This is a genomic window from Endobacterium panacihumi (assembly GCF_050847465.1).
GTDB lineage: Bacteria > Pseudomonadota > Alphaproteobacteria > Rhizobiales > Rhizobiaceae > Neorhizobium > Neorhizobium panacihumi.
Window position 1 is genome coordinate 362,706 of the sequence record NZ_JBOZRA010000004.1, and the last position, 16,688, is coordinate 379,393.

The 16,688-nt window shown below is 59.0% G+C and carries 15 protein-coding genes; 1 reads left to right on the plus strand and 14 read right to left on the minus strand.

Translation table 11 applies throughout. The features are described 5' to 3' along the window. Positions 1-92: 92 nt before the first annotated feature. Positions 93-1,559, minus strand: a complete 1,467-nt coding sequence (locus ACRQ1B_RS19675; RefSeq protein ID WP_432295686.1) for an alpha-glucosidase/alpha-galactosidase — start codon at positions 1,557-1,559, stop codon at positions 93-95. Positions 1,560-1,759: 200 nt separating this feature from the next. Between ACRQ1B_RS19675 and ACRQ1B_RS19680 the strand changes: the two genes are divergently transcribed. Beyond that, the gene (locus ACRQ1B_RS19680; RefSeq protein ID WP_432295687.1) at positions 1,760-2,659 is read left to right on the plus strand and encodes an AraC family ligand binding domain-containing protein; all 900 of its coding nucleotides are present in this window, start codon (positions 1,760-1,762) and stop codon (positions 2,657-2,659) included. Here the strand turns inward: ACRQ1B_RS19680 and ACRQ1B_RS19685 are convergent, their stop codons facing one another. The 13 genes from ACRQ1B_RS19685 to ACRQ1B_RS19745 all read right to left on the minus strand — a co-directional run bounded on the left by ACRQ1B_RS19685 (position 2,660) and on the right by ACRQ1B_RS19745 (position 16,673). Beyond that, positions 2,660-3,385, minus strand: coding sequence for an SDR family oxidoreductase (locus tag ACRQ1B_RS19685; protein ID WP_432295688.1), 726 nt, complete (start codon positions 3,383-3,385; stop codon positions 2,660-2,662). It lies immediately after the preceding gene. An 84-nt stretch (positions 3,386-3,469) separates the two neighbouring features. Beyond that, complete coding sequence (locus tag ACRQ1B_RS19690) at positions 3,470-4,201, minus strand: SDR family oxidoreductase (RefSeq protein ID WP_432295689.1); 732 nt, start codon at positions 4,199-4,201, stop codon at positions 3,470-3,472. Positions 4,202-4,243: 42 nt separating this feature from the next. Then, positions 4,244-5,230 carry an ABC transporter permease gene (locus tag ACRQ1B_RS19695; protein ID WP_432295690.1) on the minus strand — a complete coding sequence of 329 codons (987 nt, stop codon included), beginning with the start codon at positions 5,228-5,230 and terminating at the stop codon, positions 4,244-4,246. Then, on the minus strand, positions 5,220-6,722 hold the full coding sequence (locus tag ACRQ1B_RS19700) for a sugar ABC transporter ATP-binding protein (RefSeq protein ID WP_432295691.1): 1,503 nt from the start codon (positions 6,720-6,722) through the stop codon (positions 5,220-5,222). The genes ACRQ1B_RS19695 and ACRQ1B_RS19700 overlap by 11 nt, the downstream gene beginning before the upstream one ends. A gap of 70 nt (positions 6,723-6,792) precedes the next feature. Beyond that, the gene (locus ACRQ1B_RS19705; RefSeq protein WP_432295692.1) at positions 6,793-7,704 is read right to left on the minus strand and encodes an ABC transporter substrate-binding protein; all 912 of its coding nucleotides are present in this window, start codon (positions 7,702-7,704) and stop codon (positions 6,793-6,795) included. Positions 7,705-7,811: 107 nt separating this feature from the next. Then, positions 7,812-8,696, minus strand: coding sequence for a helix-turn-helix domain-containing protein (locus tag ACRQ1B_RS19710; protein ID WP_432295693.1), 885 nt, complete (start codon positions 8,694-8,696; stop codon positions 7,812-7,814). 400 nt (positions 8,697-9,096) lie between these two features. Continuing rightward, a complete protein-coding gene (locus ACRQ1B_RS19715) occupies positions 9,097-10,161 on the minus strand; it encodes an ABC transporter ATP-binding protein (protein ID WP_432295694.1) in 1,065 nt (354 codons plus the stop codon). A 4-nt stretch (positions 10,162-10,165) separates the two neighbouring features. Next, a complete protein-coding gene (locus ACRQ1B_RS19720) occupies positions 10,166-10,996 on the minus strand; it encodes a carbohydrate ABC transporter permease (RefSeq protein WP_432295695.1) in 831 nt (276 codons plus the stop codon). Positions 10,997-11,001: 5 nt separating this feature from the next. Further along, the gene (locus ACRQ1B_RS19725; RefSeq protein WP_432295696.1) at positions 11,002-11,937 is read right to left on the minus strand and encodes a carbohydrate ABC transporter permease; all 936 of its coding nucleotides are present in this window, start codon (positions 11,935-11,937) and stop codon (positions 11,002-11,004) included. 96 nt (positions 11,938-12,033) lie between these two features. Continuing rightward, positions 12,034-13,293: an ABC transporter substrate-binding protein gene (locus ACRQ1B_RS19730; protein ID WP_432295698.1), complete on the minus strand. Its 1,260-nt coding sequence runs from the start codon at positions 13,291-13,293 to the stop codon at positions 12,034-12,036. A gap of 32 nt (positions 13,294-13,325) precedes the next feature. Next, positions 13,326-14,492: a PLP-dependent transferase gene (locus ACRQ1B_RS19735; RefSeq protein ID WP_432295699.1), complete on the minus strand. Its 1,167-nt coding sequence runs from the start codon at positions 14,490-14,492 to the stop codon at positions 13,326-13,328. Continuing rightward, positions 14,489-15,205, minus strand: a complete 717-nt coding sequence (locus ACRQ1B_RS19740) for a FadR/GntR family transcriptional regulator (protein WP_432295700.1) — start codon at positions 15,203-15,205, stop codon at positions 14,489-14,491. Before ACRQ1B_RS19740 ends, ACRQ1B_RS19735 begins: the two co-directional genes overlap by 4 nt. 514 nt (positions 15,206-15,719) lie before the next feature. Beyond that, positions 15,720-16,673, minus strand: a complete 954-nt coding sequence (locus ACRQ1B_RS19745) for a glycoside hydrolase family 26 protein (protein ID WP_432295701.1) — start codon at positions 16,671-16,673, stop codon at positions 15,720-15,722. Between the last annotated feature and the right edge of the window lie 15 nt (positions 16,674-16,688).

A 16,688-nucleotide genomic window follows, 5' to 3' on the forward strand; every position in this document is an offset into this window, starting at 1 on the left:
CGTCATTCCTCCCTGACGGCAGCACCCCACCGGCCTGCCTTGATGGCGATGAGGCCGTGCCCCGCTCCTCCGGGTCACGGCCTTTCAAAATTCTAGCCTGCCTTTTTCATTGCGGCCTTTTCCACTCGAAGTTCTTCGATTGAACGGACATTGCGGCGCGCCGCACCCTGCCAGTCGCGCGTCTTGACCTTGGAATGCGCCAGTCTCTCCTTCGCGGCCGGCACGGCATCGGCATATTGCGGCAGCCAGCGCGCCTGCGCCACGACCATCTCGTCCACCATCTGCCACACCTCCTCCGGCGTGGCGACGGCGCCGACCAGCGGATCGTGCAGCACGGCCAGTTTCAGCAGATCGATATCGCCGCTGATCGCCGCATGAACCGACATGCGCTGGACGTTGATCGACGCCATGCAAGTGGCAGCACAGGCTTCCGGAATGGTGATGCCCGAGACCATGTTGATACCGAAACGATCGACAAAACCGGGGGATTCGATGATGGCATCGGCCGGCAGATTGGTAATCACGCCGTTGTTCTTCACATTGAAATGGCCGCGATAGACACGTCCTGTTTCCAGCGCCTCGAGAATATGGCTGGCATGCTCGTTGGACCGTTTTGCGGGATCGATCGGCTTCTTGGCCTGTTCGAGGAATTGCGGAAACTCGGTTTCGAACCAGTTGCGGGTTTCCGTCGAGTGGCGCAGGTAACCGCCGGTCTCGCCGTGGATCCAGTCCGACATGTCGATCCAGCGGGAAATTTCCTCCGGCCGCTTGCGATACCAGGGCAGGTATTCCGACAGGTGGCCGTTGCTTTCGGTCGAATAGACGCCAAACCGTTTCAGCACATCGATGCGCAGCTTTTCCTGCTGCGAGAACACCGGATGCGCCTCGAAGGCAGCAACAAGCTCGTCCTTGCCGATCTTGCGACCATTCAGCTTCAGTTCGGTGAACCACGTCTGGTGGTTGATGCCGGAGCAAATGTAATCGAGTTCATCGAGCGATTTGGCGCCGAGAACCTCGGCGATCTGTTCGGCGCCATGCTGCACGCCGTGGCACAGCCCCACCGTATCGACCTTGCCGTATTCGATCGCTGCCCATGTGTTCATCGCCATCGGGTTGGCATAGTTGAGGAATTTTGCGCCCGGTTCGGCGACCTCGCGGATATCCTTGCAGAAATCGAGAATGACCGGGATGTTGCGCTGGCCATACAAAATGCCGCCGGCGCAGATCGTGTCACCGACGCACTGGTCGATACCGTATTTCAGCGGGATGGCGATATCATCGGCATAGGCTTCCAGACCACCGACGCGAACGCAGCTGATGATGTAGCGCGCGCCTTCCAGCGCCTTACGGCGATCCGTTGTTGCAGTCACCCTGGCGGGCAGTTTGTTGGCGTCGATGATGGTCTGCAGGATCTCGCGGATCATGCCCAGATTGCGTTCGCTGAGATCGGTCAGCGAAAATTCCACGTCTTGGAATTCCGGAACGCAGAGAATGTCGGTGAACAGTTTTTTGGTGAAACCGACGCTTCCCGCGCCGATGATAGCGATTTTGAAACGCATGAAGCAAATCCTCGTTGCAACTTCAAAGGCATGACAAGCGCAAGCGAAGCGACGATGAAACGCCGCCATGACAGCAGGATGAATACGGATAAGTGACTGTATTCTGCCGAAATCGCTTCCGCAGGCCCTCCCTTCAACTTCTCCTCGGATTGCAATTATGCGTATTATCAAAAGCCGGACCAGAGAAGGATTATGCTATCATGGGTAATTTTGTGCTCAAGAACCTGATTGATGCCGGTCCGGCCTCTCGTTCGGTGACACTGCCGCGCGGGCGCCAGACACTGCACACGATGCCGACGAGCAGCGGTTACGAGATCAGGCGCGACATCGCTTATGATTGGGACGGGCGTCGGCGCGGTCAGGCTCCCTTCACCGTGCTGCAGCACTGCATCAGCGGGCGCGGCAATCTGCGTTATGAAAACCGGACCATGCAGGTCAAACCCGGCGAAACCCTGCTGGTACTGGTGCCGCACAATCATCGCTACTGGCTGGAGCCGGGCGACGAATGGGAGTTTTTCTGGATTTCCATGAATGGCGAGGAAGCGCTGCGCATCCATCGCTCGATCCTGTCGATCACCGGCCCGATTATGCATCTGCAGCCGCAGACGATCGATCAACTCGCACATTGTTGTCACCGTCTGACGACCGGAGGCGAAACGCCGGGCCTCGCGTCGGCCATCGCCTATGAGGCGGCGATGACGCTCTATGACGATGTTTTTGGCTCGCATCCGAATTTCAGCCAGGAATACCGGACCATGCAGCATGTTCTGATCCATATCGAAAGCCATCTCGACCAGCGGCTGTCGGTGAGCGATCTGGCGGAGGTGGCGGGCCTCAGCCGCGCCCATTTTTCCCGCATCTTTGCCGCCAACGAAGGCTTGCCGCCCGCCGAATTCGTGCTGCAACGACGCCTGCGCCGCGCCGCCAAACTGCTGACCAAGGCTGCAGACATGCCGATCAAGGAAGTTTCGGCACTCTGCGGTTTCGACGATGCCAATTATTTCTCAAAAGTGTTCCGGCGGCTCTACGGCACCAATCCCAGCGATTTTCGAACCACCGGCATGTATGCCAGCGTGACGAGCGACCGCAAACGCAGCTGATCAGACGGCGAGAAAACCGCCATCGACACTGAGAACCGCACCATTGACCATGGCCGTGTCCGGGGACAGCAGCGTCGCAATCGTGCGCGCCACATCGTCCACTTCCGCAAAACGTCCGATCGGGTGGCGCACCATCATCGGCGCAGATTTTGCAGGGTCGCTCCAAGCCGCGAGCGCCAGTTCCGTCAGGGTGATGGTCGGAGCCACTGCATTGACGCGAATGCCGTGCGGGCCGAATTCCTTGGCCATAACGCGGGTGGCGCCTTCGAGGCCTGCTTTCGAAGCGGCATAACATAGATGTTCGGTAAATCCGCGATGACCGGCAATCGAGGTGATATTGACGATGGCCCCGCCACCACCGGCCGCCACGCGGGCGCGACCAAACTCCTGGCAGGTGATGAGAGCTGCCCGCAGATTGATGCCCATCACCGCTTCATAACCCGCTTCGGTCATGTCGAAGCTTGATTCCAGCACATTGATGCCGGCGCTGTTGATGAGAAAATCCGCCGTACCGGCCTCGGCCATCGCCCGGCGTGTCGCCGCCGGATCAGCGAGATCGACGGCAATCGAACGCCCGCCGACCTTTTCACGCAGGCTGTCGAGATCCGATGCCGTGCGGCTGAGTGCGATCACCTCAGCGCCGCGCTCAGCCATGATTTCCGCGCAGGCTCGACCGATACCCTTGCCGGCACCGGTGATGATGACGGATTGTCCTGAAAACTGCATTTTATCCTCCCTGTTATGACTATCGGCGCGCTTGATGCCGATCGCGCCATGCCGGAAGGCACAGCGCGATGACATGCCCAAAAATCACACGCGATCGAAATTGGTCGGCAGAACCAGCATGTCGCGGATTGTCACATTGCGATTGCGGGTAAGAATGTATTCGACGGCATCGGCCACTTCGGAAGGCTCGATGATGCTGCCGCTTTCCTTGGCCTTGCGCAGGTTTTCCTCCGGCCAGTCGGCCAGAAGCGCGGACGAGACCGGGCCGGGAGACACCTGCGACACACGCACGCCATGTGGGATCATCTGGCGGCGCATGGTCTGCACGAAGCAGGTGATCGCCCATTTCGAACCCGCATAAACCGGCTCCCAATGGGTGGGGAAATGGCCGGCGATCGAGCTGGTGACGACGATGTCACCCGTCTTGCGCTCGCTCATATGCGGCACGACGGCGTGCACGTTTTTCATCACGGCGTTGATGTTGAGGTTGAGCATGCGGTCGATTTCTTCGGCCGTTGTCTCCGTCAGGTCGCCGCCGATATAGGTGCCGGCATTGCAGTAAAGGATGTCGATATGATCGACCTTCTTGAGGATGTCGGGAATCATCGCGGCGCAGCTGTCGGCATCAAGCAGGTTGGTGACCTGCGGGATCGCCTTATCGCCGAGCTTGGCGACGAGCTCGTTCAACGCCTTCTCGTTCCAGTCGACCATCACCACCGTGCAACCGTTTTGCAAGAGCTTTTCGGTGGTCGCGAGACCGATGCCGGAAGCGGCGCCGGTGATGACGGCAATCTTGCCTTCGAGGGATTGAGCCATGGTGTTTCTCCTGTGGTTATGAAAATGGACGGTTGGTTTGGATCAGCGCCATTCGCGGGCGATGTAGATGGCGAGCAGGATGATGAAGCCGCGGATGATGTCCTGCAGGTACGGATTGATGCCCATCAGGTTGAGGCCATTGTTGAGGATGCCGAGCAGCACCGCGCCGATCAGTGTGCCGAGAATGAGGCCCCGACCGCCGGCAATCGCCGTGCCACCAAGCACGACGGCGGCAATGGCATCGAGTTCGAAACCGACACCGGCATTCGGCTGGCCGGACATCAGGCGGCCGGTCAGGATGATGGCGGCAAGACCCGCCGTCAGGCCGGAAATGACGTAAACGGCGATCTTGATGCGGCCGGTTTTGACACCCGACAATCTGGCCGCCATCTCGTTGCCGCCGATCGCATAGACATGACGGCCGAAAGCAGTGCGCTCCAGCAAAACCCAGGCCAGCGCGTACACGATCACCATGGCGATGACGGGTACCGGGATGATGCCGATACGGCCGACGCCGAACCAGGAAATCCACGAGGGCAGGCCCGAGATCGGGTAACCACCGGAATAGATCAGGCCGGCACCACGGGCGATGCCCATCGTGGCCAGCGTGACGATGATCGCCGGCATACGCCCGAAAGCGACGAGAAGACCGTTGAACAGACCAAGCCCGACGGCGATGCCGATGCCTGCCATCAACCCCGCCCAGCCTGGCAGGCCAAAGTGTACCATCAGACCGGCGGCCATCGTGCCCGCCAGCGCCATCAAGGCTCCAACGGAAAGATCTATGCCCCCGGTGAGGATGACGAATGTCATGCCGACGGCGAGGATGGCGACGATCGACACCTGTCTCAACACGTTGAGGATGTTGGAGACGGAGAAGAAATTGTCCGAGGCAAAACCCATCAGGACCGAAACGACGATCAGGCCGGCCAGCGGCAGAGCCAGAGGCGAATGGATCATCGATTTCCAGAAGGGCGTGGCAGAAGTTTCCGCCTGCCCGCCGGTGATAGCGTCCGCGTCATGCGACATGTTGTGTCCTCCCGGTTGTTGCATGGGTCATGATCTGCTCGGAGGTGATGGCGTCGCCCTCGACGGTCGCGACGATGCCTCCGGAGCGGAAGACACAGACCCGGTCGGACATGCCGATGACCTCAGGCAGTTCCGACGAAATCATGATGATGGAATAGCCACGCGCGGTGAAATCGCGCATGAGCTGGTAGATCTCGGCCTTGGCGCCGACATCGATACCGCGTGTCGGCTCGTCGAAGATCAGCACCTTCATGCTGTGATTGATCCAGCGGGCGATCACGACCTTCTGCTGGTTGCCGCCCGACAGCGTGTCGACGCGGGCATGCGGGCTAGGCGCCTTGACGCGCACCTGCTGCATGGCCTTTCGCGTATCTTCCAGTTCGCGGGCGCGATTGATGAAGAAATGGCCGAGCAGATATTTGCCGTAATTGTTGAGCGAGACATTGTGCAGGATCGGGAAACTGGTGATCAGCCCCTGTTCCTTGCGGCTTTCCGGCAGAAGGCCGATGCCCGCTTCGAGCGCCTGTGACGGATCGGCAAACCGGATTTCGACACCGTTCATCCGCACCCTGCAGCGCGCTGCCGAATATGCACCGAGCATGGCGAGCACGGTCTCGGTGCGGCCGGAGCCGACGAGACCGGCAAAACCTAAAATTTCGCCGGCACGTAAGGCAAAACTTGACACCGGCCCACCCTTGGCAAGCTGAACCTCTTCGACCTCAAGCACCGTTTTTGCATCGGCCGCAATAACCGGTTTTGGCGGAAAGCTGTTTTCGATCCGGCGCCCGACCATCATCTCGACCAGCCGCGCCTGATCGACTTCACTGACGGCGCAGGAAGCAACGTATTCGCCATCACGCAACACGGTGATGCGGTCACAGATCTCGAAAATCTCCTCGAGGTGATGCGAGATGAAGATGATCGCCACGCCCTGCGAACGCAAGCTGCGCATGACGTGGAACAGGTGCTCCACTTCGGCGGGTGTCAGCGTTGCGGTCGGCTCGTCCAGCACCAGAATGCGCGCATCGAGCGCCAAGGCCTTGGCGATCTCGACGAACTGCTGTTCGGCAACCGACAGATTACGGATCGGCACGTTGAGCGGAATGGAAATGCCGAGCTGTTTCATGATCTCAGTGGCCCGCTTGCGCATGGCCGCACGTTTCATGAAACCCAGACCGTTGCTCAATTCGCGTGCCAAAAACATGTTTTCGACAGCGTTCAGGTAAGGAACCAGCGAAAATTCCTGGAAAACGACGCCGACGCCGGCATCAATCGCCTCGTTGTAATCGCTGAAATGGCGGACATCGCCATCGATGCGCACCTCGCCTTCGCTCGGCTTGATCAGGCCGCAGAGGATTTTCATGAGCGTCGATTTACCGGCGCCGTTTTCGCCCAGCAGAGCGTGCACTTCGCCCGGTCGCACTGTCAGATCGACCCCATGCAGGACCTCGATCCGCCCGAAACTTTTCTTGATGCCACGCAGTTCCAGCATCGGTTCCTCCCTTGGCTGAATTGGAAAAGTCGCCCCCGCCATGATGGCGAGAGCGACGCTCGGGAGGCGCTTACCAGCTGAAATCGGCAGCGTTTTCCTTGGTCACGGGGCGAACATCGATCGGCACTTCCTTCGGCACGACACGAGCGCCCCATTTCTGGGCCAGCGCCATGGCGAGACCGACGCGGATCTGGTCACGCGGGAACTGCGCAGTAGTCTGGATGAACGGTGTGCCGTCGGCGATCGCCTTCACCGCTTCCGGTGCACCATCGACCGAGGTCAGCTTGACGTCGCGACCAGAACCCTGGATGGCGGCGAGCGCGCCAATGGCGCCACCGTCATTGACGGAGAAGATGCCCTTGAGGTTCGGGCGCGACTGCAGCATGTTTTCGACGACGCCGAGCGCGACCGAGCGATCCTGACGACCGTTCTGTGTATCGACCAGCTTGATGCCCTTGAACTCGGCCAGTGCTTCCTTGCAGCCTTCGACACGCTGCAGGATCGGAACGACCGGAATGCCATCGAGAATGGCAACTTCGCCCTCGCCGCTCAAGGCTTCGCCGAGTGCCTTGCACGACTGGTAACCGGCATCCTTGTTCTTGGAGCCGACAAACGTATCGACAGGGCCATTGGCATTGGCGTCAACGGCAACGACGATGACATCCTGTGCCTTGGCGGCATTGACGGCTGCCTCGACGCCGGCGGAATCGGTGGGGTTGAGAAGCAGAATGTCGATGTTCTGCTGCAGCATGTCCTCGACGTCGGAAATCTGCTTGGCGACATCATGGGCGGCATCGGTGACGACGACTTCGGCACCCAGCGACTTCGCGGCCTCGTCGAGTGCTTCCTTCATGGAGACGAAATAGGGGTTGTTCATTTCCTGAAAGGTCATGCCGATCTTCAGCTTGGCATCCTGCGCCAGGGCTGAACTTGCGGTCAGCGTGGCGACGGCGATCGACAGCGCGGTGAGTGTCTTTTTCATCCGATATTCCTCCCATTGGATGACGGCAGGCAACACCTGTCCGTTTCCGGAAAGCACCACGCTTTCCGAATTGCTTCTCCCCGAACCGGGGTATTCAGTTGTCTGGCCTATTCGGCGGCTTTGAAGGCTCCATTGGCCGCAAAGGTCGCGCGGAATTGCGAGGGCGGCATTCCCTTGAGTTTCTGGAAATGCCGGTTGAAGTTCGAAAGGTTGGAGAAGCCAATCTCGTAGCAGATTTCGGCAACCCTCACGTCGGGGCGGGTCAGCAGCGCCAGGCAGGCAAGGTCGACTCGCAACTGGTTTCTGTAGCGCACCAGCGTCGTGCCGGTATGGCGCTTGAACGCGCGTGAAAACGAACTCGGGCTATGGCCGACCATATCGGCCAGATCGCGCTCATCGATATCGTCCGTCAAATGTTCGCGTAAGTGCGCGATGGCGCGGTTGATGCCGCTCTCGTTGATGTTCGAAAGGTCCAGTTCGTAACTCAGGCTGGCGAGAACTTCCGGCTCCGGCGCGGTCGCCAGAACATCAAGGATTTCCCAGAACAATGCCAGCCGTCGAATGCCGCGCGCCTCAATCAATTGCTCGACCAGCGGCCGGACAGTGTCGCTGGTGGCATTGTCGAACAGGAGGCCGCGATGGCTACGCTCCAGAAGCGGCACAATCGCCTCCATCTCCACCATGCCGGCAATGCTGTCATCGATGAATTTTTGCGGGAACTGGAGGACCAGAGAACGGGCCGGAACAAGCTCGTCGGGTTCGATTTCGGATATCCAGTTCTGCGGCAGGTTCGGCCCGGTCATGATCAACTGTCCCGGTCCGAAGCGGCCAATATGATCGCCGATGTAAAAACGACCTGACGTCGCGACGACAAGATGGATTTCAAATTCGGGATGATAATGCCAGCGAACCGTGCGGAACGGATAGCCATGCGTCCAGGCTGCGAAGGATTCGCCCTTGCGGATATGGACCAGTTCCAGATCAGGTTGCACAGCGTCTCCTCCCAAAGAACGCACGGATCGTCATCGAAATCTGCAAACCTCCGACTTTGCAGATTTGATCTTTGCCAGGATCATAAACACCGATTTTCCGGGCTATCTACATCACGGCGAAATTTTAACTGATACTTTTTTGACAAACGTGATGTTGTGACGGCTCATCAGCGAATTCTGGATAAATTGCTTGATCGGCAAATTTGGGGAGATGGCAAAAAGACGATTGCTCAGGACGTGCCACGACCGCATCCGCCACTGTCATGAAAAATCTTGAGATAGCTGGCTTGCCGATGGTCTGCACTATCACGTGCCGCCATCTGCAAGCCAATGCATCTGCTTGTCGCTATGCCGTTCTCGGGTCACCGGACAGCGTAACCGGTCGAATTAGAGACCCGGCTCACCGAGGCTCGCATCGGTCACCCTTCTCGTCGAAGACATGCAGATGTTGCGATGGGAAAGACACGTGAACGCTCGGCCCCGCCGACAGCGCTGTACGATCCAGCGTAAATACCTTGAAGGCCAATCCGTGCAAGGAGAGATGCAGGATGATGCCGAAACCGGTCGGCTCGACCAGATCGACGCTTGCCGCCATGCCTGAGCCCTCGCCGCCCATGACCACATGTTCCGGGCGGATGCCGACGGTCACCTTCGCGCCATTGGCAACCGCCAATGGTGCCGGCAGCGCCACCACTGTTCCGTCCTTCAGCGTCACATTGCCGTTGCTATAGGTCGCATCGAGAAAATTCATGCCCGGCGAGCCGATAAAACCGGCAACGAAGAGGTTGGCGGGACGGTCGTACAGCTCCAGCGGAGCCCCCACCTGCTGGACCACCCCGCCATGCATGGCAACGATCCGGTCCGCCAAAGTCATTGCCTCGATCTGGTCGTGGGTGACGTAGATCGAGGTGGCCTTGAGGTCGCCATGCATTTTCTTGATTTCGGCACGCATCTGCTCGCGAAGCCGCGCGTCGAGGTTCGACAAAGGCTCATCGAACAGAAACGCCTTTGGCTGGCGCACGATGGCGCGGCCCATGGCGACGCGCTGACGCTGGCCACCCGAGAGTGCCTTTGGGCGACGATCCAGCAGCGGATCGAGGCCGAGTTTGGACGCCGCACCCGCGACCGCCGCAGCGATCTTTTCCTTGGCGATCTTTCTGAGCTTCAGGCTGTAGCTCATGTTTCCGGCGACGTTCATATGCGGATAAAGCGCATAGGACTGGAACACCATGGCGATGTCACGATCCTTCGGATGCAGTTCGTTGACGCGCTTGCCGTCGATGCGCATCTCGCCGCCGGTGACGCCTTCGAGCCCCGCAATCATGCGCAGCAGCGTGGATTTTCCACAGCCGGAGGGGCCGACCAGCACGACGAACTCGCCGTCCTTGATCTGCAAATCGATGTCGTGCAGCACCTGCACATGGCCATAGGCCTTCTTGACGTTCTGGATATCGATCGAAGCCATAAGATTACCCCTTGACCGCGCCGGCCGTCAGGCCCTGGACGAGGTAGCGCTGGATGAGCAGGAAGAAGAGAGCAGCCGGGATGAGCGCGAGCACGCCCGCCGCCATCATCTGTCCGAAATCCACCGAGAATTTGGAAACGAAGGTCAACAGCCCGACCGGGAAGGTCGCGGCATTGTTGCCGTTGATCAGCATCAGCGCGAACAGAAGTTCGCTCCACGCGGCGGTGAAAACGAAACCGAGCGTCGCGGCAATGCCGGGCAGCGTCAGCGGCAGAATGATCTCACGGAACGCCGTGAATTTCGTGGCGCCGTCGATCATCGCCGCCTCTTCGAGATCCTTTGGAATGCCATCGAAGAAGGACTGCATCAGGAAGGTGGCGAAGGGCACGTTGAAGGCGGTGTAAACCACGATCAGGCCGGTCAGACTGTTGGTGAGACCGAGCGGCGTCAAAATCTTGAAAATCGGCGCCACCAACATGACCAGCGGGAACATCTGGGTCAGAAGCATTAGGCCGACGATCCAGTATTTGGCGCGGAAACTGAAACGCGAGAGCGCGTAACCCGACAGCGAGGCGCAGATCGTGACGATGACGGCCGTCGAGCCGGAGACGATCAGGCTGTTCTTGAAGAAGGTCGGAAAGGCGCTGTGCTGCAGCACGAAGGAATAATGTTCCCAAGTGGTCCGCGACGGCCACATGCGCACACCTTCGGAATAAAGAAGGTCGTTTGGCGTCAGCGACACTTTTAACAGCCAATAGAGCGGGAAGAGCGCAAAGATGACGTAGGCGAGAATGGCCAGTCGGTGCGCGATGGTCGGAAGAAGCGATGTTTTCATGACTCTCACCCCTTGTTCAGCAATGTCTGCCGCAGCAGGATGATCAGCATGGAATAGGCCAGAAGCAGCACGAGCAGCACCAGCGCGATCGCCGAGGCATAACCGAAGTCGAGCGCCTTGAAGGCCTGGGTGAAGATATAGCTGGCGACGATCTGGGTGCGATCGGCAGGTCCGCCGCCAGTCATGACGACGATGAGATCGGCGAAGTTGGAGATCCAGACGGTGCGCAGCAGCACGGTGATGGCGATGGTCGGCGCCAGAAATGGCAGCGTGATCGACCAGAAACGCTGGAACCATGAGGCGCCATCGATGGAGGCCGCTTCATAAAGATCACGCGGGATCGATTGAAGGGCTGCCAGAAGCGTGATGGCGAAGAACGGAATGCCCCACCAGACATTGGCGATGATCGGACCCCACATCGCATATTGCGGATCGGACAGGATATTGCCCGGCTGGCTCATCAGGCCGAGATCGAACAGCCAGTGCGGGATCGGCCCGATGACCGGGTTGAACAGCCATGCCCAGTTGAGGCCGGCGAGAAACGATGGCACCGCCCATGGCAGGAAGACCAGCGCCTGCACCAGACCGCGTCCCATGAACGGCTTGTCGAGCAGCAGCGCCAGAATGAGGCCGAAGCCGAATTGCAGGAACACTGACGCGCCGGTCCACCACAGCGTGTTTTTCAGCGCGGTGTAAAACGCCCGGTCCTTTGACAGCGTCTCGAAATGGTCGAGCCCGATGAAACCGCCGGAAAACGGATTGAGCAGCTGGATATCGCGAAACGCATAGGAAATGCCGACGACGAGCGGCACCAGCATGACAACGATGATGAGGATCAGCGCCGGTGCGCTGTAAAGATAAGGCTCCGAGGCATCGGCAAGGCGCTTCAACCACGGCCTGCGATCCTGGCGACGATCATAGACGTCGGCGGTCATGGACATCAGACAGTTTCCCGTTTGCGGCGCAAATCTGCGCCGTCATTGCATGAAGAAGGCGGGGTGACGGCGCGGGAAAGGTCCGCGCCGCCACGACGTCGATTACTTCTTGGAGAGGTTCTTCTGCTGTGCCTTCGTGAGGTAAGCCGCCCATTCATCGGCCAGTTCCTTGGCAGAAATGTCGCCGAGCAAAGCCTGCTGCGAGGTTTTGATCGCAAGCGAATCCTTAAAGAAGGCGAACTCTTCGAGGAAGGTCGGCATCACGGTCGGAACGGTGTCCTTGTCGGCCAGTTCCTGGAACCAGCCCTTGAACTGGTCACCGGCGTAGAACGGGTCCTTTTCCGCTGCCGTATAGGCCGGCAGAGCGCCGATCTTCTTGTTCCACTCGATATTGCCTTCCGGGCTCTGCAACGTTTCGATCAGCTTCCAGGACAGGTCCTTGTTTTCGCTTTTGGCGAACATCGACCAGCCGGCATAACCGATCGTCGGGTAAGACTTGCCAGCCGGGCCCTTGGGCAGCGGCGCGACACCAAAGTCTTCCGGCTTCATGCGTTCGGCCACGGCAATCAGCGCATCCGGGTCCTGATCGAGGAAGGCGCAGGTGCCGGAATAGAAGCCGGCGACGACCTCGTTAAAGCCCCAGTTGACGCTGTCCTTCGGGGCAAGACCCTTCTTGTAGAGGTCGACCATCCACTCGATGCCCTTTGCCCAGCCTTCGCTGTTCATGGTCGAGGTGCCGTCTTCGGTGAAGTATTTATTGTCGCCCGCCATGGAGGCGGCAAAGATCATCCAGCCGTTCAGGCCGCCCGGTCCGCCGCGCATGCAGTAACCGTATTTGCCCGGCAGTTTGGAGACGGCTTCGGATGCCTTGACGAAATCTTCCATCGTCTTCGGCGGTTCGGAAACGCCGGCTTCGCTCAGCAGCTTCTTGTTGTAAAACATCGCCCGCAGATAGAAGCCGTAAGGCAGCATATAGGCGGTGTCCTTGACATCGCGGCCAAGCTCCAGCGCGCGCGGCGTCAGTTCCTTGGTGTGCTGCCATTTCTCGAGATAGGGCTCGAGGCTTTCGAGCATGCCGTTGTTGCCGTAGAGCGAAAGCCAGGTATCCGGCATTTCCATCACGTCGGGCGTATCGCCGGCCGACACCATGGTGGCGAATTTCTGAAAAGCTTCGTTCCAGGGCAGCGAGATGATCTCGACCTTTGTGCCCGGATTGGCTGCCTCGAATTTTTCGGTCAGCGATTTCAGTGTCTGTGTGCGTTCCGGGCTGGTGATGACTTCCACCAGCTTCAGTGTCGTATCGGCCATGGCGGTTCCCGCCATCATGGTCGCGATGAATGCAGCTGTTATGATTGTTTTCATTTTTCTGCTCCCAGTTGTTTTTGGTTGATGCGCTAGGTGGCGACGGCGATCGCCTCCTGAAGATCGCTCCACAGGGCCTCGGTTCCCTCGAGGCCGACATGGAGGCGTACGGACCGCGCATGGATGCCAAAAGTATGCGCGGAATTCGGCTGGGCCTTTTGCTGCAGCACCACTTCGCCCGGAACGATCAGGCTTTCGTGGCCACCCCAGCTGACGCCGAGCTTGAAGAGTTTGAGATGATCGGCAAAGGCGCGGATATCGACGCCTTCCTTGAAGATGAAGGAAAACAGGCCGGACGTGCCGTGAAGACCTGCCGGCAGGCGGTTGGCCAGCCCCGGATGGCAGACGGTTTCCACCACATCGAGTTCCTGCAGCCGCCGCGCGATGGTCAGCGCCGATTCCTGATGCGCCTTCATGCGCAAGGGCAACGTGCGCATGCCACGGATCAGCAGCCAGGCATCGAAGGGCGAAAGCTTGCCGCCGAGATAAGGATAGGCCTCCGCCTTCACCCGCGCGATCATTTCCTTGGAGCCGGCCACGACACCAGCAACGACATCGCTGTGACCGCCGAGATATTTTGAAGCCGAGTGGATGACGAGATCCACTCCAAGGGTGATCGGCCGCTGAAAAACCGGGCTGGCCCAGCTGTTGTCGATCATCGAGATGGCGCCATGCTTTTTCGCCAAAGCGGCGAGCGCGCCGACATCATGCGCTTCCATCACCCAGCTTGTCGGGCTTTCGAGATAAAGCAGTTTCGCACCGGGCAGCGCCTTGTCGACCGCTTGCTCATCGCGGCCATCGACATAGGTGACTTCGACCTTCATCCGCTTCAAAAGCGTGCCGAACAGGCGAAAGGCGTCGGGATAAACGTGTTTCACCGCGACGATACGGTCACCCGGCTCGACAAAACTCAGGACCGAAGACGAGATCGCCGACATGCCGCTGGCAAACCCGAGCGCATCTTCGGCGCCTTCCAGCTTGGCCAACATTTCCTCGAACATGCGCACCGTCGGGTTGAGGCCGCGCGTATAGATCGGCCGCACCTTTTCGCCGCGATAGGAGGCGATCATCTCGTCATATTCGGAGAAGGTGAACAGCGATGTCTGGAAGATCGGCGGCACCACCGCATCGGCAAAATTGCTTTCATCATGGGCGGTGATCAGCGAGGCAAACGCCGACGGATCGAGCATTTCGTTCATTTGGACATTTCCTTGATGTCTTCCTCGACAACCGCGAGGATTTTCAGTGTCTCGCGCCGCGCGCGCTCCGGGTTCTGGGCGGCGATGGCGTCGAAAAGCGTACGATGGAACGGAAAGGAGCGGCGGGCAAAATCCTTGCGGTCGAAGGGTGAGGCCCAAAAATGCTCGAAACTTTCGCGCATCTGCTCGAGAAGCTGGCGGAACAGCGGATTATGCGTGGCGTCGTAGACGGCAAGGTGAAAAGCAAGATCTTCCGGACCCGACGAGCCTTTCTCCAGATGGACGGTTTCCATCTTTACGAGCCTGTCCTCGATGATCGCCAGATCATCGGCGGTGCGCATCTGCGCCGCCACCATGCCGGCTTCGCATTCGATACCGCGCCGAACTTGGAGGGTTTGCAAAAGCACATCGCGCAATTGCGTGGTGTCCAGCGACAGCGGCATGTGAACGGTGTCGGGAGAGATTGGCCGCAGCAGATAGGTGCCGCTACCCTTGCGGGTCTCGATGACACCAAGTGCCTGAAAATGCCGGATTGCCTCGCGGATCGTCGAACGCCCGACGGATAGAGCGGTCATCAACTCGCGCTCTGCCGGTAGCCGATCGCCCGCATGCAGCCTGGATGTTGCGACATATTCCGCAAGCGCAATTGTCACCTGCTTGGCGCGGTCCATCTTCGGCAAAGGCCGAAGTGCGGCTGACAACTCTAACTCCATCGCCCCCTCGCAATGTCGAAATTGGTCTGACATCATAGCAAATCATGCGTGGGCGGCAGTGTCAATTTGCCAAAATGATTTTCTGATCTCGATGAAAAATAGACCTGAGATTGCGGAAATTGGTGTCGAGGTTTTGCACCTGTCGATATTGCGAAATTGCACGTGCAGGAGAGCTATCATCACCTGAATTGGTGGCCTCACAAATGGACATGCACATTTCATCGAACGCCGCTTTTGCAAGGAAGCAGATCAGGATCCCGCGCGTTTAATGGGGTGAGTGCATGCCGGGTAAAAGCAGGATGACTGCCCCCGGCCATTGAAACAGGGACAGGCATCTGCGAGACCGGGCTTAAAGCCTTTGATTGCAGCCTCTTGCCAGATTGATGATCGGCCAAATGTGCCGATCAATCGACTTTCAGCAGGCAAGCCGAGAGAGTGAATTCGTTCTCTTCTGGTTCGGACAAACGCAGCGCGCCATCCGAACCAGCATTTTGCATGACTGTTACCGACCCGGCTAGCCCGTCGACGTGTTGCGCACCACGCGCCAGTCCGGTCGGCCGAGATTATAGGGCCATGGATGAACTTCGCGGTCGTTAAAATAAACGACTTCCTCCAGCCGGGGGAATTCGGCGAACTTGCGCGTCACGTCTGCCATCCAGGCGGTCAGATAACTGTCGCTTCCTTCATAACCGAGCTCTGCCAACCAGACCGGTTTTTCAAAGCCTTCGACACGTCGATAACCGTCGGTGATCGCCTCCTGAAAGCTGCGCGGTTTGCCATGAGCAATCTTGTCATAGGCCTCCAGGCCGAAGACCGATAGCCCGACATAATCGACATAATCGTTTCCGGGGTAATACCCTTCCAGACCGGCAAGTCCCTTGGGAGACCACATCAGCCGGGCATTCGGTGCTTCGTTGCGCACGATATCCATCATCCGCCGGTATGCGGTGATGAACGCATCCGGTTCCCAGCCCGACCATGAAAAGCGACCGTCACGGTCTTCCATTTCCTGCGCCCAGCGAACGATCACCGGATTTTTCATCTTGCCGACGAGACGGGCAATCTCCCGCATATTGGTGTCGTAGCCGCCAGCCAGAATGCGTTCCCGCAATTGGCTGGAAGTCAGCCGCCAGTCACGGTCCCAGGACCATGGCTCCACCGTGACCAGCAGATCGCGCCCGCGCTCACCCGCATAGATGTCGGCAGCAGGCAACGAGGACAGGTCTACGTCCTCCCAAGGCATAAAAAGGGCCTCGGTCCCGACATTGGTCTGTTGCGTGAAATCCCCGTGCGGGTCATAGGCGCCAAAGCGCAACCCGTCCGGATGAAGCGTCGGACGCTTGTCGCGGATCGCGCTGCCCGTCATCGATGATGTAACGCCCTGCCCCAGGGCGAAATGATATGCCCCGGCGAGCACAGCCGTCGCAACGCCTGCGCCGAGGATCTGCCGTCTGCCAATCTGTTTCATGACGCATCCTCCTTC